The 19,111-nt window shown below is 68.2% G+C and carries 18 protein-coding genes; 6 read left to right on the plus strand and 12 right to left on the minus strand.

The window, feature by feature from the left end:
- Positions 1-133 precede the first annotated feature (133 nt).
- Genes FHS23_RS06990 through FHS23_RS07005 form a run of 4 tightly spaced genes read right to left on the minus strand, consistent with a single transcriptional unit; the run spans position 134 to position 3,761 of the window.
- The gene (locus FHS23_RS06990) at positions 134-1,279 is read right to left on the minus strand and encodes a sulfotransferase family protein (RefSeq protein WP_183649519.1); all 1,146 of its coding nucleotides are present in this window, start codon (positions 1,277-1,279) and stop codon (positions 134-136) included.
- A gap of 13 nt (positions 1,280-1,292) precedes the next feature.
- Positions 1,293-2,069, minus strand: coding sequence for an SDR family oxidoreductase (locus tag FHS23_RS06995; RefSeq protein ID WP_183649522.1), 777 nt, complete (start codon positions 2,067-2,069; stop codon positions 1,293-1,295).
- On the minus strand, positions 2,066-3,232 hold the full coding sequence (locus tag FHS23_RS07000) for a hypothetical protein (RefSeq protein WP_183649524.1): 1,167 nt from the start codon (positions 3,230-3,232) through the stop codon (positions 2,066-2,068). Before FHS23_RS07000 ends, FHS23_RS06995 begins: the two co-directional genes overlap by 4 nt.
- Positions 3,233-3,284: 52 nt before the next feature.
- Entirely contained in the window at positions 3,285-3,761 is a 477-nt protein-coding gene (locus tag FHS23_RS07005) for a nuclear transport factor 2 family protein (protein WP_183649527.1), read from the minus strand.
- A 97-nt stretch (positions 3,762-3,858) separates the two neighbouring features.
- Between FHS23_RS07005 and FHS23_RS07010 the strand changes: the two genes are divergently transcribed.
- The gene (locus FHS23_RS07010) at positions 3,859-4,602 is read left to right on the plus strand and encodes a 3'(2'),5'-bisphosphate nucleotidase CysQ (protein ID WP_183649530.1); all 744 of its coding nucleotides are present in this window, start codon (positions 3,859-3,861) and stop codon (positions 4,600-4,602) included.
- Between the two features lie 24 nt (positions 4,603-4,626).
- On the opposite strand, the gene recQ is transcribed toward FHS23_RS07010, so the two are convergent.
- From recQ to FHS23_RS07040, 6 genes are all read right to left on the minus strand, one after another.
- Positions 4,627-6,435, minus strand: coding sequence for a DNA helicase RecQ (gene recQ / locus FHS23_RS07015; RefSeq protein ID WP_183649533.1), 1,809 nt, complete (start codon positions 6,433-6,435; stop codon positions 4,627-4,629).
- Between the two features lie 65 nt (positions 6,436-6,500).
- A complete protein-coding gene (locus FHS23_RS07020; RefSeq protein ID WP_183649535.1) occupies positions 6,501-7,361 on the minus strand; it encodes a Vgb family protein in 861 nt (286 codons plus the stop codon).
- Positions 7,362-7,399: 38 nt separating this feature from the next.
- On the minus strand, positions 7,400-7,645 hold the full coding sequence (locus FHS23_RS07025) for a biotin/lipoyl-containing protein (protein WP_183649539.1): 246 nt from the start codon (positions 7,643-7,645) through the stop codon (positions 7,400-7,402).
- 3 nt (positions 7,646-7,648) lie between these two features.
- Positions 7,649-8,704: an alpha-ketoacid dehydrogenase subunit beta gene (locus tag FHS23_RS07030; RefSeq protein WP_183649542.1), complete on the minus strand. Its 1,056-nt coding sequence runs from the start codon at positions 8,702-8,704 to the stop codon at positions 7,649-7,651.
- 95 nt (positions 8,705-8,799) lie between these two features.
- Positions 8,800-9,774, minus strand: coding sequence for a thiamine pyrophosphate-dependent dehydrogenase E1 component subunit alpha (locus tag FHS23_RS07035; protein ID WP_183649545.1), 975 nt, complete (start codon positions 9,772-9,774; stop codon positions 8,800-8,802).
- 129 nt (positions 9,775-9,903) lie between these two features.
- A complete protein-coding gene (locus FHS23_RS07040; protein WP_183649548.1) occupies positions 9,904-10,656 on the minus strand; it encodes an IclR family transcriptional regulator domain-containing protein in 753 nt (250 codons plus the stop codon).
- A 516-nt stretch (positions 10,657-11,172) separates the two neighbouring features.
- Between FHS23_RS07040 and FHS23_RS07045 the strand changes: the two genes are divergently transcribed.
- Entirely contained in the window at positions 11,173-11,769 is a 597-nt protein-coding gene (locus tag FHS23_RS07045; protein ID WP_183649551.1) for a TetR/AcrR family transcriptional regulator, read from the plus strand.
- Positions 11,770-11,855: 86 nt separating this feature from the next.
- The gene (locus tag FHS23_RS07050) at positions 11,856-12,737 is read left to right on the plus strand and encodes an SDR family oxidoreductase (RefSeq protein ID WP_183649554.1); all 882 of its coding nucleotides are present in this window, start codon (positions 11,856-11,858) and stop codon (positions 12,735-12,737) included.
- A 150-nt stretch (positions 12,738-12,887) separates the two neighbouring features.
- Here the strand turns inward: FHS23_RS07050 and FHS23_RS07055 are convergent, their stop codons facing one another.
- Both FHS23_RS07055 and FHS23_RS07060 read right to left on the minus strand, forming a co-directional pair.
- The gene (locus FHS23_RS07055) at positions 12,888-13,727 is read right to left on the minus strand and encodes an AfsR/SARP family transcriptional regulator (protein WP_183649557.1); all 840 of its coding nucleotides are present in this window, start codon (positions 13,725-13,727) and stop codon (positions 12,888-12,890) included.
- Between the two features lie 360 nt (positions 13,728-14,087).
- Positions 14,088-15,167, minus strand: a complete 1,080-nt coding sequence (locus FHS23_RS07060; RefSeq protein WP_183649560.1) for a nitroreductase family protein — start codon at positions 15,165-15,167, stop codon at positions 14,088-14,090.
- A gap of 533 nt (positions 15,168-15,700) precedes the next feature.
- On the opposite strand from FHS23_RS07060, the gene FHS23_RS07065 reads away from it, so the two are divergent.
- Genes FHS23_RS07065 through FHS23_RS07075 form a run of 3 tightly spaced genes read left to right on the plus strand, consistent with a single transcriptional unit; the run spans position 15,701 to position 19,109 of the window.
- Entirely contained in the window at positions 15,701-15,961 is a 261-nt protein-coding gene (locus tag FHS23_RS07065; RefSeq protein WP_183649563.1) for a phosphopantetheine-binding protein, read from the plus strand.
- A complete protein-coding gene (locus FHS23_RS07070) occupies positions 15,958-17,595 on the plus strand; it encodes an aminotransferase class I/II-fold pyridoxal phosphate-dependent enzyme (protein WP_183649566.1) in 1,638 nt (545 codons plus the stop codon). Before FHS23_RS07065 ends, FHS23_RS07070 begins: the two co-directional genes overlap by 4 nt.
- Complete coding sequence (locus FHS23_RS07075; protein WP_183649569.1) at positions 17,592-19,109, plus strand: amino acid adenylation domain-containing protein; 1,518 nt, start codon at positions 17,592-17,594, stop codon at positions 19,107-19,109. The genes FHS23_RS07070 and FHS23_RS07075 overlap by 4 nt, the downstream gene beginning before the upstream one ends.
- The last annotated feature ends 2 nt before the right edge of the window (positions 19,110-19,111 follow it).

The following is a 19,111-nucleotide window of genomic DNA, read 5'->3' on the forward strand; positions in this document are numbered from 1 at the left end:
TCCGACGCCACCGGTGCACGACGTGTGACAGCCGCGGGCGACACCAGGGTGTGGGGCACCTGCGCGCGAGGTCGGTTACGTGCGCACGCCCGCCGGCGACACGCCCTCCGCGGAGCGGCAGCCTGCGTGACGGCTACGTGCGCCCGCCGACCGTCGCCAGGTCGGCGAACCGGCGGCGGACGTCGCCCTCGGTCAGGCCGAAGTCGGCGAGCGAGTAGCGGTGCGCAGGTCGTGCGGTACCCGTCGTGCTCGCAGTGTGCAGCCGCCGCATCGCCTCGCGCGCCTCGTCGCTGAGCGGCAGGTCGAAGTGTCGGTACACGGTCTGCACCGTGCCGATCGGGTCGGCCACGAAGTCGTCGTAGTCGACGTCGAAGAACCGCCCCTGGTCGTGCCGGTCGCGGGCCTGTGTGAACGTCTCCAGTCCGCGGGCCCACAGTTCGAGTTGGTCGTGGCCGACGCGGTCGCCGGTGAACGTCTCCGACCAGCCCGCGCTCGCCTGCGCGTTGAGGCTGCACACCGACGCGATCGCGGTCTCGGGTGCACGGTGCGTCTGAATCACCAGCGCGTCGGGGTACACGTCCAGCAGCTCGTCGAGCGCGAACAGGTGGCTCGGGTTCTTCAACACCCAGCGTCGGCCGGCGTCGGGCAGTCCGATCAGCTGCAGGTTGCCGCGGTGCCGCCGGTAGGCGGCGGTCCAGTCCTGTTCGGACAGCCACTCCGAGTACGACGGCACGTGCGCCAGGCATTCGTACGACACCGAACGCAGCGACTGCCGCAGCAGCTGCCAGCATTCCTCGACCTGGTCGGCCGACATCGCGTGTACGCCCATGAACTCGGGGTTGTCGACGTGGTACTGCTCGTAGCCGGCCTGGATCCGCTGGAAGACCGGGTTGTCGGGCCACGTGTCCGGGTGCGGGCGCGGCTGTGGCACCTCCGTCAGCCACACTTCGAGGCCCTGGCTGGCGGGGTCGGCGGTCAGCAACCGGTGCAGTGCCGTCGTTCCCGTGCGCGGCAGGCCGGTGACGAAGATCGGCCGCTCGATCGCGACGTCGGCGTGCTCGGGATGCCGTTTCCACGCCGCCTCGCTGAGCAGCCTCGCCATCAATGCGCCGCGAAGGAACGCGCGTTTGACCTTGCGCCCCAACGGGGTCAGCGACGCCTCCCGTTCGTAGGCATCGAGCAGCACGGCGAGTCCGTCGGTGTAGTCGTCGGTGCCGAAGTCGTCGAGCCCGGTGATGCGGCTCGCGGACTCGTGCAGCTCGTCGATGGTGGCGACCATGGCACCGCCTTCCTCAGTGGTGGAACTCGCCAGCGTTGACGTCGAGGCACTGACCGGTGATCGCCCGCGCCATGGGGGAGGCGAGGAACACGACGGCGTCGGCGATCTCGTCGGGTTCGGGCAGCCTGCGCAGGTCCGTGGTCGCGGCGGTGTCGTCGTAGATCTGCTGCGGGTCGACGCCGCGTTCGCCGGCGAGGTGGGCGAAGTACGCCTGCAGCATGTCGGCCCAGATGTAGCCCGGCGCCACCGAGTTCACGCGTACGCCCGCCGGCCCGAGTTCCGAGGCGAGGCTCTGCGACACCGACAGCAGCGCGGACTTCGCCATCTTGTACGCGCCGTAGAGCTGCCGGGAATGCCGCAGCACCGCGGAGTTGATCATCACGACGGAGCCGTCCGGTGCGAGCCGCGGGGCGAAGAGCCGGGTGAGCCGCAGTGCAGCGAACACGTTGACGTCGAGGCCCGCGCGGAGCCTGTCGATCCGCACGTCGGTCAGGTCGGCCATCGGCGGCATCGTGAAGGCGTTGTTGACCAGGGCGTCGACGCGGCCGAATTCGGCGACCGTCGAGTCGACGATCCGGGCACACGCATCGTCGTCGGTGATGTCGGCGGGCACGGTGAGCGCGCGCCCGCCGAGTTCGCGCACCTCGGCCGCCACCTTCGCGAGCCTGTCCTCGTCCCGCGCGACGAGCGCCACGTCGGCGCCCGCGTGCGCGCTCCGCACGGCGATCGCCCTGCCCAGTCCGGGGCCCGCACCGGACACGACGACGACCTTGCCGGCGAGGATCGTCATCCGAGCATCCTCGTTGCGAACTCCGCCTGTCTGCGAGCGATCCGGGCCGACCACTGCTCCGGCGTGACGCTCGCGTGGTCGTGGAACGGCAGCCGTGCGGGCAGCTCGTCGACGTCGACGACCTCGACCGTGGGCCCGTCGGCGGCACCGAGGTCGCGGGAGAGCCGTTGCCAGCGCAGTTGCACGTATCCGCGGTCGTGCCCCAGTCGTTCCAACCAGTTCGCGACGCCGGGATCGCGTTCACTGATGACGAAGCGGAACATCCCATCAGGGTCCACAGTTGCCTGATCGGCGGTGAGGCTCGTCTGGTGATTGACGTAGTCGAGGGAGATGTACCACATGCTCCCGAGTTGAATGCCCTGATACGGCGCGTCCGACCGCGGCACCGTCACGATCATCGCCTTGTCGTCGGGCAGGTCGTAGTGCCCGACGGACGAGAACTGCGTCGCGAGGCCGCCCGGCGTACGACGCGGTTCGGTGAGCGTGTTCACCGGCAGCTTCAGGTAGAACCACTCGGGGAAGGCGAGGAACGTGCGCAGCCTGCCGAGCAACATCTTTCCCGCGACGCCGTAGCGCTTGGCCACCGCGTCGCGGTCGAGTGGCGGTGGCGCGGTGCCCGCCGTGTCGTCGCGGTGGATGCGGATCGTGCCACGGCGCTCGGTCCAGTCGCTGTAGACCTCGCGCACGACGAGCATCGCCGCGCCCTCGGGGAGTGCGAAGTAGCCGCGGCCCTCCCTGTCGCGGCCCGGGCCGAAGCGGATCTCGAACGTACCGTCGGATGCGACGTCGAGCTCACGGTCGTCGAACGCCGTGAGGCTGTCCGGTACCTCGACCGGGGTGTAGTCGCCGGCGAGGACCTGGAAGCTGAGGTCGCTGGTCGTGCCGCGCGTGCCGGTGACGACGTACTCGGCGTCGTCGCGGATGTAGGAGTGGAAGTACAGCGCGTCCGGATTGTCGAGGCCCATCTTCGTGTACGGACCGGTCGACTGGACGAAGAACGGGTGGTCGCGTTGGTAGGCCCTGGCCAGGTGGAGGCAGGCCTGGATGCCGCCCGCGAGGTAGTCGTATCCCTCGGCGAGATCCGCTTCGCCGCGGACGTGCGGTGCGTCGGCGATGACCTTCTCTGCTTCGGCGATGGCGTCGGCCAGCGGCTGCGTGATCACGCCCACACGATAGAACGTGTTCTACATACTGGTCAACGGTGCGACCGGACGCTCACGCCGTCTCGGCCCAGAGGTTGGCCGTCAGCCGCAGGCTCGGCACGTCCTTCGTCGACATCATCATCTCGTAGAGGCGCAGGTATCCGGTGTGGGCGATACGCCACGTGCCGTCGTCGCCGCGCCGGTAGCGGTCCCGGTAGAACGCGGCGCCCTTGATCAGGACGTCGTGTTCCGGTGCGATGACCGTGTCCTCGAACGACCAGGTGCCGGTCGCCGTATCGCCGTCGATGTCTATCTCCGGCTGGCCCGCGGAATGCGTGGTGATGATGGTGCCGCCGAGGTTCGTGCGCAGGAAGTCGAGGATCGCGTCGCGGCCGGTGAAGCTCAGCGCCTCGCCGAGTGCGGGACTGCCGTAGTCGGCCGTGGCGTCGGCGGTCAGCACGTCGGCCAGCTCGTCCCAGCGCTTGAGGTCGACGCACCGCAGGTAGCGGTACTTGGTCTGCTTGATCTCTTCCAGGGTGGCGAGGTCCATGTCGTTCAGCTTCGCGGTTCGTCAGCCACATGGCAAGAACATGTTCTTGTTCCGACCCCGTTGGCGATCACGGCGGCGGGCTTGCTTTGCTGGGTGAATGACCACAGACGCAGAACTCGCCGGGCAGCTGGCGGTCGAAGCCGGGAAACTGCTGCTCGACGTGCGTGCCGGCGGTGCGGACCTGGAGCCGAAGGAGCTGGGCGGGCGCGGCGACGCGCGCTCGAACGCGCTCCTGCTCGAGCGCCTCGCCGCCGCCCGTCCGGGAGACGCCGTGCTGTCCGAGGAGTCGGCCGACAGCAGTGCCCGGTTGTCGGCCGACCGGGTGTGGATCATCGACCCGCTCGACGGCACGCGCGAGTTCTCGCGGCCCGGCCGCGACGACTGGGCCGTGCACGTCGCGTTGTGGCAGCAGGGCAAGGGCATCACCGATGCGGCGGTGGCCCAGCCCGATCGCGACACGGTCTACGTGACCGGGGATGTGACACTGGCGCCGCGCGCGGGTGAGGGCAGGATCCTCGTGAGCGCGAGCAGGCCGCCGGAGTTCGCCGCCGGTGTCGCAGCCGACCTCGGGGCCGAACTGGTTCCGATGGGGTCGGCCGGAGCCAAGGCGATGGCCGTGCTGCGCGGTGAGGCCGACGCCTACCTGCATGCGGGCGGCCAGTGGGAGTGGGACTCGGCCGCGCCCGCAGGCGTCGTCCAGGCGGCCGGGTTGTTCGCGTCCCGTGTGGACGGTTCGCCGCTCGAGTACAACGCACCGCACCCGTACCTGCCGGATCTGGTCGTCTGCAGGCCCGAGCTGGCAGGTGACATCCTCGCCTCGATCGCGAAGCACTCCGCCTGACGAGACCGGCTTTCGGGAACCGGATCAGTCGGCGAGGGCCGCCAGGATCTGTTCCCCGTACTTGTTCAGCTTGTTCTCGCCGACGCCGCCGACCCGGCCCAGTTCATCCAGAGTGGATGGATGGTCGACGGCGATCTGCCGCAACGTCGCGTCGTGGAAGATGATGTAGGCGGGAACACCCTGTTCCTTCGCGGTCGCCCCGCGCCAGTCCCGGAGGCGGTCGAACGCAGGCTTCGCCTCGTCCGGCAGCTCCGCGGGCTGGGCGGCGCGCTTGGTCTTCTCGCGCGTGGCGGTGCGTTTCGGCTCGCGGCGCAGGTGCACCTTCCTGCCCTGGTACAGCACCTCGTCGCTGGCAGGCGTCGCGACGAGTGTGCCGTACTCTCCTTCGACGGCCAGTAGGCCGGTCGCGAGCAGCTGCCGGATCACGCCGCGCCACTCGTTGTCAGCCAGGTCGGAGCCGACGCCGAACACGCTCAGCTCGTCGTGCCGGTGCTGCGTGATCTTCGTGGTGGACTTGCCGCGCAGGATGTCGATGATCTGCCCCGCGCCGAACTTCTGGTTCCGTTCGCGCTTGAGTCGCACGACGGTGGACAGCAGCTTCTGTGCGGCGACCGTGCCGTCCCACGACTCCGGCGGTGTGAGGCAGGTGTCGCAGTTGCCGCACGGCTCGCCCTCCTGACCGAAGTAGGCCAGCAGCTGTACCCGGCGGCACTCGACCGTCTCGCACAGTGCGAGCATCGCGTCGAGGTGCGTGGCCAGTTTCCGCCGGTGCGCCTGGTCGCCCTCGGACGACTCGATCAGCTTGCGCTGCTGCATCACGTCCTGCAGCCCGTAGGCGAGCCACGCGGTCGACGGCAGGCCGTCCCGGCCCGCGCGGCCCGTCTCCTGGTAGTAGCCCTCGACGGACTTCGGCAGGTCGAGGTGCGCGACGAACCGCACGTCGGGCTTGTCGATGCCCATGCCGAACGCGATCGTCGCGACGACGATCAGGCCGTCCTCGCGCAGGAACCGGGCCTGATGGCGTTCGCGGGTCGCCGCGTCGAGTCCCGCGTGGTACGGCACCGCGTCGATGCCGTTGCGGACGAGGAACTCAGCGACCTCCTCGACGGACTTGCGCGAGAGGCAGTACACGATGCCCGCGTCGCCGTCGTGCTCGGTGCGCAGCAGGTCGAGCAGCTGTTTGCGTGGTTCGTTCTTCGGCGCGATGCGGTACTGGATGTTGGGCCGGTCGAAGCTCGCGACATGGTGCAGCGCGTCGTCCAGGCCCAGCCGGGTCGCGATCTCCGCGTGCGTGGCCTGGGTCGCCGTGGCCGTCAGCGCGATGCGGGGCACGTCGGGCCACTGTTCGTGCAGCCCGGACAACGCGAGGTAGTCCGGGCGGAAGTCGTGTCCCCACTGCGACACGCAGTGCGCCTCGTCGATCGCGAACAGCGCCAGCGGCGCCCGGTCGAGCAGCCGGCGCGTCGAGTCGAGGTTCAGCCGTTCCGGAGCGAGGTACAGCAGGTCGAGTTCGCCTGCGAGCAGTTCGGACTCGGTGAGCCGCCGCTCGTCGGGATCCTGCGTCGAGTTGAGGAACCCCGCGCGCACGCCGAGTGCCCGGAGCGCGTCCACCTGGTCCTGCATCAGCGCGATGAGCGGCGAGATCACCACGCCGGTGCCCTCCCTGGCCAGCGCCGGAATCTGGTAGCACAGCGATTTGCCGCCACCGGTCGGCATGAGCACGAGCGCGTCGCCGCCCGCCGTGACGTGGTCGACGATCTTCTGCTGTCCGGGGCGGAACTCGTCATAGCCGAACACCCGGTTCAGCACGTCGAGCGGGTCGCGGGAAGTCACCCGCGCGATCCTACGATGCTGCCCCGGCACGACGTTGCCGGCGGGAGTGCCGTCCCGGGTTCGCCTCAGTCGAACCGGGCGAGCGCGCCGGACTCCTGCGCCACCCAGATCGCGTCGTCCGGGCCGGACGCCAGGCCATGGGGTTCCGTGCCCGGCAGGTCGTGATGGGTGAACCGGCCGTGAGGGTCGACATGCCCGAGCCGGTTCGACGCCCACTCGGTGAACCAGCAGCCACCGTCGTCGGCGGTGATCACGGCGTGGGGGCGTGCCGTGGGGTCGGGGAGGGGGAACTCGGCGATCGCGCCGTCGGTGGTGATCCGGCCGACCGCACCCGCTCCGATCTCGACGAACCACAGCGCATCCGGTGCACCGGCGATACCGACGGGTGCCGCGCCGCGGGTCGGCAGCGCGTGCACGGTGACCTGGCCCGTCGGCGTGACCCGGGCGATCGCGTCGGCCTGGTTGAGCGTGCACCACAGTGCGCCGTCGGGCCCGGTGGTCACGTAACCCGGCATGGCGTTCGGCACGCCCAGCGGGAACTCCGTCACGACGCCGTCGGTGTCGATCCGTGCGAGCGCTCCGACGGTCATCTCCGAGAACCACAGCGCCTCGTCGGGTCCGCGGGTGATGCCGTACGGCATCACCTCACCGAGCGGGAACCGCGTGAGCACACCGCCGGTGGTGATGCGCCCGATCGCGTGCGCCCGCCCGAGGGTGAACCACAGCGCGCCGTCGGGTCCGGTCGTGATGCTGGTCGGCTGGGCGGAATCGTCACCGAGTGGGAACGTGCGCTGTTCGCCCGTGGTCGACATCCGGCCGACCGCGCCCGAGCCGGCCATCGTGAACCACACGGCGCCGTCCGGCCCGGTCGTCACGCCGTACGGCCCCGAACCCGGATCGTCGACGGGGAACTCGGTGATCGACATGCCTCAACGTTAGGGCACTGCCGCAACCGGTTTTTCCCTCACTCCAGCCGTGCGATCGGGGTGCCCTGTTTGACGACGTCGCCCTCGCCGACCAACAGCCGCACGACGCCCGAGGCCGGAGCCGGTACCTCGACGTCCACCTTGTCGACGGCCACCTCGGCCAGCAGGTCACCTTCGGAGACCCGCTGGCCGTCGGACGCGAACCAGGTGGCGAGCACGCCCTCGGCGTCCGGGTCGGACTGCGACACCGTGGGAAACGGCACCTCCTGCCGCGACGTGGTCACCGCTCACCTCCCCATGACGCCGAACACGGCGTTGCGGATCCGTTCGCTCGTCGGCAGCACGGCGTCCTCGAGTCCACGGGCGTACGGGATCGGCACGTCGGGCACGGCCACGCGCACCGGCGGGGCCGCCAGCATGCCGGGGTCGCGTTCGGCCACCCTGGCGATGATCTCGCCGGACACACCGAAAGACCGGTAGTCCTCGTCGACGACGAGCAGCCTGCCCGTGCGGCCGACGGACTCGAGGATCGTGTCGGTGTCGAGCGGCACGAGACTGCGCAGGTCGACGACCTCGCAGTCGATGTCGTCGCCCGCCAGTTCGTCGGCGACGTCGAGCGCGTGGTGTACCGACAGCGACAGCGTGGCGATCGTGACGTCCGTTCCGGGACGGGCGATCGCGGCCTTGCCGATCGGCACCTCGTAGTCCTCCTCGGGAACCGGGCCGACCGAACGTGGGTTCTTCGCCATCCACGGCAGGCCCATGATGCCCTTGTGGAACATGTAGACGACCGGGTTGTCATCGCGGATCGCCGAGGTCATCAGCCCCTTGGCGTCGGCGGGGTTGCTCGGCGCCACGACCTTCATGCCCGGAAGGTGTGCGAACGTCCCCCACAGGCACTGCGAGTGCTGCGCGCCGTCGGAGTAGCCGCCGCCGACCGCGGTCGTCAGCACCATCGGCACGCGCACGTTGCCGCCCGACTCGTAGTGGATCTTCGCCATGTGGTTGTAGATCTGGTCCATGCAGACGCCGAAGAAGTCGACGAACATCAACTCGGCGATCGGACGCATGCCCTCGACGGCGGCCCCGATCGCGGCGCCGATGAATGCGCTCTCGGAGATCGGGGTGTCGACGACCCGCTGCGGGCCGAACCTGTCGACCAGGCCGGTCGTCGAGCTGAAAATCCCGCCGTAGGCGCCGACGTCCTCGCCCATGACGAACACGTCCTGATCGCGGTCCATCTCCGCGGCGACGGCCTCCACCATCGCCTTCGACGTGCTGAGTTTGCGGGTTGTGGCCGGTGCCGAGGTGTGGGAGGCATCGGCGGCATCGGTGAGCGACATTGCTCCTCCTCGAGATCCGATTCGTGGCGAGTGGGTGCGCGCGGTCACGGCCCCGGGCGATGTCGGTGCGAGCTGTGTTCGCCCGGGCGTGCGCCTCAGGCGAACACGAGGCCGAGCGCTTCTTTCGGGTCCGGCAGCGGGCTGCGTCGGGCGAACGCGATCGCGTCCTCGACCCGCTCGCTCGCGTCGGCGGCGACGGACTTCACTGCTGCCTCGTCGAGGACGCCCTCGTCGCGCAGCGTCTGCTCGTAGGTGGGCAGCGGATCGCGACCGGGCACGCCGTCGAGGTCGTGTCGGTAGGCCTGCGGATCACCTTCGAAATGGCCCCAGAGTCGCAGGGTGTGCACCTCGAGCAGGCTCGGTCCGTCGCCCGCGCGTGCCCGCGCCACCGCCTCCGACGCCGCACGATGCACACCCTCGACCGAGTTGTCCTCGACGCGGGTGCCCGGGATGCCGTACCCGGCGGCACGGTCGGCGTTGGAGGTGACGCACGTCGAGGCGCTGCGGGGAACCGAGATGCCCCACTCGTTGTCCTCGATCACGAACACCACCGGCAGTTTCCACAAGGCGGCCAGGTTCAGCGACTCGTGGAACGCGCCCTGGTTGGCGGCACCCTCGCCGGTGACTGCCACGGCCACGGCGTCGGTGCCGCGCCGCTGGAACGCCATCGCCTGGCCCAGTGCGGGCGGGTAGCCCTCGGCGATGATGCCCGAGCACGAGAAGTGCACGTCGGGGTCGAACAGGTGCATGTGGCCGCCGCGACCCTTGCCGAGCCCGTCGACCCGACCGAAGATCTCCGCGGTCATGCGGTGCATGTCCACCCCGTGGGCGATCGCGAAGTGGTGCGGACGGTGCGTGGCCGTGACCGCGTCCGATGACGTCAGGTGGGCGCAGACACCCGCGGCGACGGGTTCCTGTCCGGCCGACAGGTGCATCTCACCGGGGATCGCGCCGGCGCCGATGTCGAACACCGGCTTCTTGTCGGCGTGGTACTCGCGCAGGATCGCTTCTTCGTAGGTGCGGATCAGCACCATCGTGCGGTACAGGTCCAGCCTCGTTGCCGTGTCCATGCCCGTCCTCCGCGGTTTTCTCGTTGGCGCAGTGTCGTCGTCGACGGCGAGTGGGTTCGTCAGCAACTCTTCTCGCCTGCGCGGACCTCGGGCAACGGCGTCGATTTCAGATGCTGATACGGCGGCCGCCTACCGGGTGACGGCGTCGGCGGCCGCGGCACGGCTGACCCGGTGGGCGGCGCGCTGTATCACCCGTGCCGCCGCCCGCGTGGCGCGATATCTACGGGCGGGCAGCGACACGGCCACGGCGCCGAGCATGCCGGGTCCGTGGACGACGCCGCCGAGACATGCCGTGCCGAGGAGATACTCCTGCCGATCGTCGAACACCTCGCCACCGGACGACAGCGTGTGTTCGAGCGTGCGTGCGTCGGTGATCGTGTTCGGCGTGAGGTCGGCCAGCCGGTGTCTGGCGAGGTAGTCGGCACGCTCGTCGGGCGTGAGCGTGGCGAGGATGCACTTGCCGAACGCCGTGGCGTGTCCCGCTTCGTGGGCGCCCACCCACAGGTCGGCGGGCGGCGTGCGCGGGCTGTCGACGATGTCGACCAGTTCGATCTCGCCGTCGTTGTAGAGCGCGAGATAGGCAGCGCCGTGGAGCTCGTCCCGCAATGCTCGCAGGATCGGACGGACGTGGGTGAGCAGCCGCTGCGAGGCGTGTTCCGGTGCCGCGGGGCGGAGCCGCGCGCCGAGAACGTAACCGTCCTCCAGTTTGCGCAGGTAGCCCTCGTGGACGAGGGTCCGCAGCAGGTGGTAAGTGGTAGGCAGCGGAACCCCGACGGCGCGCGCCAGGTGTTTCGCCGTGACGGGTCTGCTGCTCGAGCCGACGGCGTCGAGCAGGTGCAGAGCGCGCTGCACCGAACCGATGAGCGTGGGCCCGTTCGACACGAGTGCCACCTCCGCCACGTCGTCGTAGCCGCCGGCCGTATCGAGCGCCGAGGTGTCCAGGATGTCCCGAGTTCGGTGTGGGCGGCAAGTTCGGCTGTGGGGCAAACCCGCGGCGGATGTCGGTAGCGGTGGCGACGGTGCTCGGTCCAACGATCGCCGACGAGCGACGCCGACGAGCGACGCCGACGAGCGACGATGGGGAGTCGGACATGGGTTCGAACAGCGCGCCCTGCTGGCCGCAGCGGCGGTGACCGGGCCCTCGGGCAGCGGCGAACGCCACCCGAGGGCCCTTGCATCGAATCTATGGACAGGTGTGTCCACGAACTGCTAGCGTGGACCGCACGGCGTTACGGTGCCGGTGAGCGGTTCCATGAGGGGAGGTTCGCCATCCCGGCCGGGTCCGATCCCGGGGCCACACCCAGTTCGTGTGGCCTGGCGCAGCGCGGCAGGACATCGCAGCAGTAGAGCGAAGCAGTAGAAGCGAGACGCAGCAGTAGGAGCATCCGGGAAAGCAGCATGGCTCGACCACGTAAGCCGTTGGATCCGGCGCGCCGCGAGGCGTTGCTGCGGCACGCCCGCCGTCACTTCGCCTCAAATGGTTACGAAGCGGCCTCCGTGAGTAAGATCAACCAGGCGGCCGATTTCCCCCGGAGTTCGTTCTATTACTTCTTCGGCGAGAAGGACGCGTTGTTCGAGGCGGCGTTCTCGGACGGATTGGAGAAGCTGTCGGGCAGGGTCGCGGTTCCTCATCCGTCCACACTGGATGCGGATTCGTTCTGGCCAACCGTTTTCGGCCTGATCGATTCGATCTCGGAGGCGCAGCACGACGAGGACCTCGCGTGCATCCCTGTGCTGTTCCACCTGCCGGATGCGCCGCCGAGTCCATCGCTCGACAAGTTCCGGGACGCCGCGAGGGAGTGGTGTGGCGCGGTCGTTCGCGTGGGACGAGGCCTCGGCCTGCTCGACCAGGAGATCCCGGACGACCTGCATCAGGACTTGGTGTGGAACATCGCCTCCACGGTAGACGGGTGGGTGGCACGGAACCACGAGAACGCGCACCGGGCCGAGGCGCTCACGCGCAAGCTCGTCGTACGCGTGCTCGGTGGCCAGTAAACGGAGCGGCCGGTCATCGGCACGGTTCCTGCGCGCGGAACCACGCTCACTGAACGAACAACGGTATACACAGGAGTGGACTAGACATGGCCAAGACGCTCGTCACCGGTGCCACCGGGTACCTGGGACGCTATCTGGTCGCGGAGCTGCATCGCCGCGGCCACACCGTGCGCGCTGTCGCCCGGGACCGCTCGCGCGCGGAGCAGCCGGGAAGCTGGGGCGCCCCGTCTCTGTCGGGCCTCGTCGACGAGTGGGCGATCGGCGAGGTCACCGACCCCACGTTCGTCGCCGATGTGGCCAAGGGTGTCGACTCCGTTGTGTCGTCGCTGGGGGTGACGACACAGAAGGCCGACCCGTGGGACATCGACTACGACGCCAATCGCGCGATCCTCAAGTCCGCGGAACAGCACGGCGTCGGATCGTTCTGCTTTGTCAACGTCATCGGCGGCGACCGCTGCACCGCGGAACTCACCAAGGCGAAGACGGCGTTCGTCGAAGAGCTGACGAAGTCGTCGGTGCCGAGCCAGGTGATCGACCCGCCCGGCTACTTCTCCGACATGATGCAGATCTTCGCCATGGCTCAACGTGGCCGGGCGTACCTCTTCGACCCGGAACGGAAGATCAACCCGATCCACGGTGCCGACCTCGCCGCCGCCTGCGTCGACCGACTCGAAGCCGGTGAGCAGGGCAGGTGGGAAGTCGGCGGTCCGGACATCTTCACGTGGGAGCAGCTCGCGGAGTGCGCGTTCGACGCTCTAGGCAAGAACCGCCGGATCACGAGGATCCCCCCGGGGGTCCTGCCCCCGGTCCTCGGTATCACTTCGCTGTTCAGTAAGCGGAAGGCCGACACACTGCGGTTCGTCACCTTCGGGATGTTGAACGACAGTGTCGGCACTCCCACCGGCACCCACCACCTGGCGGAGTTCTTCGCTGCCCATGCCGCCACGTCGAGTGCCGGCAGCTCGTGATCGGTCGGTGAGGTGCGGTTGGTAAGGGACCAGACTCACAACAGCAGGTGAGCTGTCGCGATCCGGAATGGACACGCGGCGGAAGAACGAGCGGGAGCGCAGAGTCGATCGGAGGTACAGACCGGCCGGGGGCAACAGGAGCAGTGGTTCTCACTGCGGGTGGGGACGTAACGTCCGGTTCTCCGTGCTCGAGGTCCTTCTCTTCGGGCCTGCCGGATCGTAACCCGACAGTCTGTTGTCGACCCGGTCCTTTGCGTCGGTCAGGATGTCGAAGTACAAATCCCTGACCCGTTGACTCGGCGCCATTCCCATCTCGCGGTCCATCGTGTCGGAAAATCTGTTCAACTCCGCCAATGCCGAAGCCGACTGGCCCAGGTAGTACAGCGCAATCATGCGGAGCTCGCGATAGTTCTCGTTCAACGGACGCTCGACGGTCAATTGTCCGATCTCGTGCGCCGCGCCAGCATAGTCCCGATTCTTGATTCGTTGTATCGCCAGTCGCTCGGACACCTGTCGCCGCAGTTCTTCGAGAAGTGTCGCTTCGCTGAGGCAACGTCCGCCGTCGTTGATTCCCATCAATGCGGGTCCGCTCCACATGTCGAGGACTTCGATACAGCGTTGGATGTCGACATCCGGATCCCGCAGGATTTCTTCAGCCGCACTACGGAAAGCCAGCGCATCGACCTGACCTCGTTCCACGTCGAGCAGGTATCCACCGGGGACGGTCTTCAGATGTTCCGGTGACCAGTCGCTTTGCTTCATGAACGAGCGGCTGCGCGTGACCGCGGCGTGCAGTGCGTTTTTGGGCTCCCGTGGCTGATTGTCTCCCCACAGTTCGCCCATGAGGGTGGAACTACGTACCGGTTTCCCGGCTTCGAGGGCGAGCAAGGCCAGGCAGCCTTGTACGAGCTTGGAGCGAACATGCCGGTTCTCGACGCCGCTGCGCACCGCAATATTTCCAAGCAACTGCAACTTTATTTCGTTTTTCATCGTCCGCTACCCCCAGGTCAGCCTGCATTTCTGCTCGGGTGGTCGCAGTTGCACCGTCGACGGTCGCTGACGACGCTCTGGTCCCGCTGAGCACTGTTGTCACCCTATCGCGTGGCGCCAGCTGGCAGTCCTGAAACCGACTACTCCGCAGTGCAAGGTGGTTCATACCTCACCGGTGCACTACGGACACGATGTCAATAGTCGAAAGTCCTAATTGTTGCAATAAGGTGTTTCGCGGAGAAGAGGTCTCGGGTTCGAGTGGAGCCGGCGAGGCTCAACTGTGTCCCTGTTCCGGTGGTCGTGCGCGGTGTGTGACTACCCAGTGGGGCCGGCTGGCTGTCCTGATTCCGTTCGCCCAGCTCAGTTCGCAGCGGACGTACCAGCGGTGGGTGTCGAGAGCACGGCGAGCGGATCGCGCCGCGGCGCTGATGTTCCGACACGTCCGGGAAGCCGATGGCCGATCCTGGCGGCGAAGAAGGCCCTGCCTGACAGGCCGAGGCGCTGTTCGAGCACCGTTCGCGAATCATCATGTTGAAGCAGGACGGACACGGGGTGCAGTCCCAGGTTCACCCGGCTCGCCGCGAGCCACATGCGGTGCATGTCCGCTCCCGCCCATATCCAGTCCGACGACGAGCGGACCGTGTTCGGAGCCGTCAGCACGAGGAATCCCGGTCCCGTCTCGACCGCCGACGCGAGGCCGCGGGCGAGCTTGTCGGCGAGTCCGGCCCGACCGATGAAGGGCATAAGGGCCGGTGATGTCAGGGCTACGACCAGGTGGTCGATCGGCCAGGGCCGTCGCCCGAAGATCTGGCCGTAACTGAACCCGTCGGACGCGGATGCCGCCACCGCGTCCCGGTGAAGATAGTGGACGGTCTCCTTCCATGCCTTACGGTGCAGGAAATCGCGCGGCGCGAACTGGCGGGTCAATTCGGCGACCTCGGCAAGCTCGTCGCTGCCCGTCAGTAGTTGCACGTTCGGAAGCGGTGTCGCCGGCGCCCATTCCGGCCGTGTCCGTGCCGCATCGGCGAGCGCGTCCCGGATGTCGGAACGGATCGGGGTCTCGGCATACGCTCCGCGATCGGTACGACGCTCGGTGATCAACGCAGCGTCGTTCTTCGAATCCGGGGACACCTCCGCTGGGACCATCCGACCGCGTATGGTCGCCCGGCCGGATGCCGCCGGTTCGGCGTCGCAGTCGAGGGCCCACCCGCGTGCTCGCAGCGCAACCGCGAGACCGTACCAGTACGCACCGAGACTGAGCAGCATCTCGTACCGGTGGCCCGGAAGCGCGGTCAGTTCCCGGTTCCGGTCGATGCCGAGTTCCAGCACCGTGCCGTCGTCGTTGTCGGTGACCTTCAGCTCCCACGCCTGGGAATTATGCGATGAAGGACTGTGAACGGCGACGCTGAGCGCCTCTCGAAGAGCATTGTGTTGCTGCATTCGGACCTCTCCTCGGTTGAGTTCGTGATCACGTCCGATGGCCGCGCATCGGGTTGGCGGCGTTCGGCCCGGCCCCTTCGACCCTGCCGATTCGCTCCGGCCGATCACGACGCCGGGCGGGCCGCAGGCGCCGACAACGGTCGGAGCGAAGACAGCGATGGGGCGAAGACAGCGATCGGGGCGAGGATGTCGGTCAACAGAGCCGAAAGTTCCGCCGGCGGCAGCGCACGGCCGTATCGTACGGACACGCGTTTTGTAGTCTAACGCAGACTTCCGGAAGCTGTTCGTTGTTCGGCAGTTCCCGAACTGTTCGCTTCACCGCCATGCCGAGTGCGGAAACCGTGGCTGTGAGGCGAAATAACTGGTCAGCATGCGTGCACGGGTCGTCGTGGTCGTACCTGTCAGCGTGTTGTCAGGCCGTTTCGCGCGGGTTGTCATGATCATCTGGGTACCGTCCGTCGTGTGCTGACCGACGTCTCAGAGAGTCATTCGCGCCGAAGTGCCGTTACCCCGGAACGGAAGGAGGCGGCAGCGTGAGTTCGATTGAGTCGAGCCTCGTCGAGTATGTCTCGGGCAACCTGTTGGAAGGAAGCGTCGAGGGGCTCGACGCGGACACACCGCTACTCGAGCTGAACATCCTGGACTCCGTCGAAGTCCTGACCATCGTGCAGTTCATGCAGTCCGAGTTCGGGGTCGCGGTTCCGGTGGGGCGAGTCGTTCCCGAGAACTTCGGGTCGGTGCGTGCGATGTGCGGACTCGTGGCCGAACTGAAACAGGAGGCGAACGGCGTATGACCACCCCCGCCGACGAAACTCGGACCAAAACCGTCCTCGGTGTGATTGCGGAACACACCGGCTACTCCCTGGAGGAGCTCGGCGAGGACGCCGTTCTTGAGGACGAACTCGGCATCGACTCGCTGATGCGCGAATGGGTCCTCGCCGACCTGGAGACGAGGTTCCAGCTACCGAAGTCGCTGGACCGCGAGGCCGCCACGGTCGGGGACATCGTGGCCGGTGTCAGTGCATTGGTAGCCACAATGGACGGTATACCACCTGCAACGATGCCGGACCTCCCGGCCGCCGAGGGCCACGCCGTCGGCGCAGCGTCGGGCGTCTGCGCAGCGTCGGGCGACGGTGAGACGACGAGCGACGGTGACACGACGAAGCCGGGCGAAACGATGAAGGACTTCGGCCCGGACGGCGACGCCGACCTCTTCGCGAAGGCGGCACGGTTCGCCGACCACCGTCGGCGCCGGGAGACAGATCAACTCTACTGGTACGGAATGCCGTCCTCGGGACGGTTGACCGGACGCGGCGTCTACCACGACATGCAGGTCGGGCGCAGCGCCGAGTACCTCGTCTTCGCCTCGAACAACTACCTCGGCCTGGCCAACGATCCGCGCGTCGCGGACGCCATTGCGGATGCCGCGCGGTCGTTCGGTGCCACCAACACCGGCAGCCGGATCATCGGCGGCACGACCGAGCTTCATCTCGAGCTCGAACGGCGACTCGCGGAGTTCAAGGGCCGCGACGCCTGCATCGTCTTCCCCGGTGGCTACTCGGCGAACCTGGGCACGATCTCCGCGCTGGCCGGTCCCGCCGATCACGTGCTCAGCGACAGCCTCAATCATATGTCCCTTGTGGATGGAGCACAGCTGGCGGGTGCGCGCCGGTTGTCCTTCGCTCACAACAACATGCAGGCCCTGGAACAGCGGCTCCAGCAGGTCGCCGAGCGGCCTGGCGGAACGCTCGTGGCCGTCGACGGTGTCTTCAGCATGCACGGCGACGTCTGCCCGCTGCCCGAACTCGTGGAACTGACCCGCCGCTACGGCGCGCGGCTGCTCGTCGACGATGCCCATTCGACGGGTGTGCTGGGTAGCACCGGTTCGGGTACGGCCGAGCACTTCGGAATGAAGGGCGAGGTCGACCTCGAGGTCGGCACGATGAGCAAGGCACTCGCGGGCGTGGGCGGCTTCGTGGTCGGCGAGGCCGAAGTCATCAACTACCTGCGCTACTACGCGCACTCCTACGTCTTCGCCGCGACGACACCGGCGCCGATGGTCGCGGGTCTGATCGCCTCGCTGGAGATCCTCCAGAAGGAGCCCGCGCTGCTCGAAGGGCTGTGGCGCAACATCCGCCGGCTCCGCGATCGGCTGCGGGCGGACGGATTCGATCTGGAGAACTCGGAGAGCGCGATCCTGCCGGTCGTGGTCGGTGACGAGGACGTTGCGCTGCGGTTCGGCCGCGAGGTGCGCGCACGTGGGATGTTCTGCCAGACGGTCGTCTATCCCGGTGTCCCGATCGGACAGGCTCGGCTGCGTATCAGCGTCGGGGTGGAACACACCGACGCCGACCTCGACGCGGCCGCGGACATCGTGCGCGACTCGGCGGACGCGATCGGCTTCGACCGCAGCGGCGTGGCGGCATGACCGGGATCGTGAGTGGCCTGCACCGCGAGGTCGTCGAGCTGTCGGCGCCCGAAGCCGGGGTCAGCGGGTCGATCGCGCTGGCGGGCGAGACGCCGTGCTCCTACGGCGAGCTCTGGTCGCGGGTCGAGGCCGTGGCGGGTGCGCTCGCCGACGCCGGCGCCGGCCCTGGCGAACGGGTCGCGATCTGGCTACCGAAGGGTGCCGACTATGTCGCCGCGATCCTCGCGACGCTGCGGCTCGGCGGGTGTTACGTCCCCCTCGACGCGGCCCAGCCCGCGGCCCGTGCCCACGTGGTGCTGAACGACGCGGACCCGGCGGTACTCGTCACGTCGTCCGACCTCGTCGCCGGGTTCGCCGCCGACGAGCTTCCCCGGATCGTCGACCCGGCCGGCCTCCAGGCTCGGAACGTCCCGGCGTCGCCGGGCAACCCCACGCCCGAGGACGATGCGGCGCTGCTCTACACGTCGGGTTCGACGGGCAAGCCCAAGGGCGTGCGGTTGACGCACCGTAACGTCGCCGCGTTCGTTCGCTGGTGCCTCGAGGACTTCCCGACGAGCGACGAAGACCTCGTCGTCAACCACGCTCCGTTCACTTTCGACATCAGCCTGCACGGACTGTTCGTGCCGCTCGCGGTCGGTGCCTCACTGCTGGTGCTGTCCGATGAGGACCGGACCAATCCGAAGGCGATGGCCGCGGCGATCGAACGGGAACGCCCGACCATGTGGTACTCGGTGCCGTTCGCGCTCGACCTCATCGTCAGGGAGGTGCCCGACGCGCTCGGTCCTGACACCTCGCTGCGCACCGTGCTCTACGCCGGGGAGGAATACCCATCCGCACGGCTGGCCGAGCTCTCGCGCCGGCTCCCCGCGGAAACGGTCATCGGCAATCTCTACGGGCCGACGGAAACCAACGTCTGCATCGCGCACGTCGTCGACAGGGACGAGCTGGACGGCACGACGCCGGTGCCGCTCGGCAGTCCGGTCGCGGGCGCCGAGATCTCCCTCATCGATGACGACGGGGCGCGGATCACCGAAGCCGGCGACCTCGGCGAGATCGTCGTCACGGGGTCGTGTGTCTCCCCCGGTTATCGAGGCAGGGACCCGCGTCCCGCGATCGACGACCGGGGAACACGGCAGTACCACACCGGTGACCTCGGCTTCTACGACGAACGGGGCCGGCTGTGTTTCCAGGGGCGCGCCGACCGGCAGGTGAAACTCGGCGGCTATCGCGTGGAACTCGGTGAGGTCGAGGCCGCACTCGCGCAGCTGCCCGGTGTCCACGAGGTCGCGGTCGAACGGGTGGTGACGCAGGAGCGTGCCCAGCTCGTCGCCTTCCTCACCGCCGACGAGCCGGCTCCCGGTCTCATCGACGTCAAACAGCACTGCGCGAGGCTCGTGCCTCGCTACATGATTCCCCACCGTGTAAGGAAATTGGACTCCATGCCACGCAATGCCAACGGCAAGGTCGACCACGGCCGCCTCGCCGAACTGTATGCCGAGACCGAGGGTGAGTGAGG

This window comes from Prauserella isguenensis (assembly GCF_014191605.1).
In the GTDB taxonomy this organism is placed as follows: domain Bacteria; phylum Actinomycetota; class Actinomycetes; order Mycobacteriales; family Pseudonocardiaceae; genus Prauserella; species Prauserella isguenensis.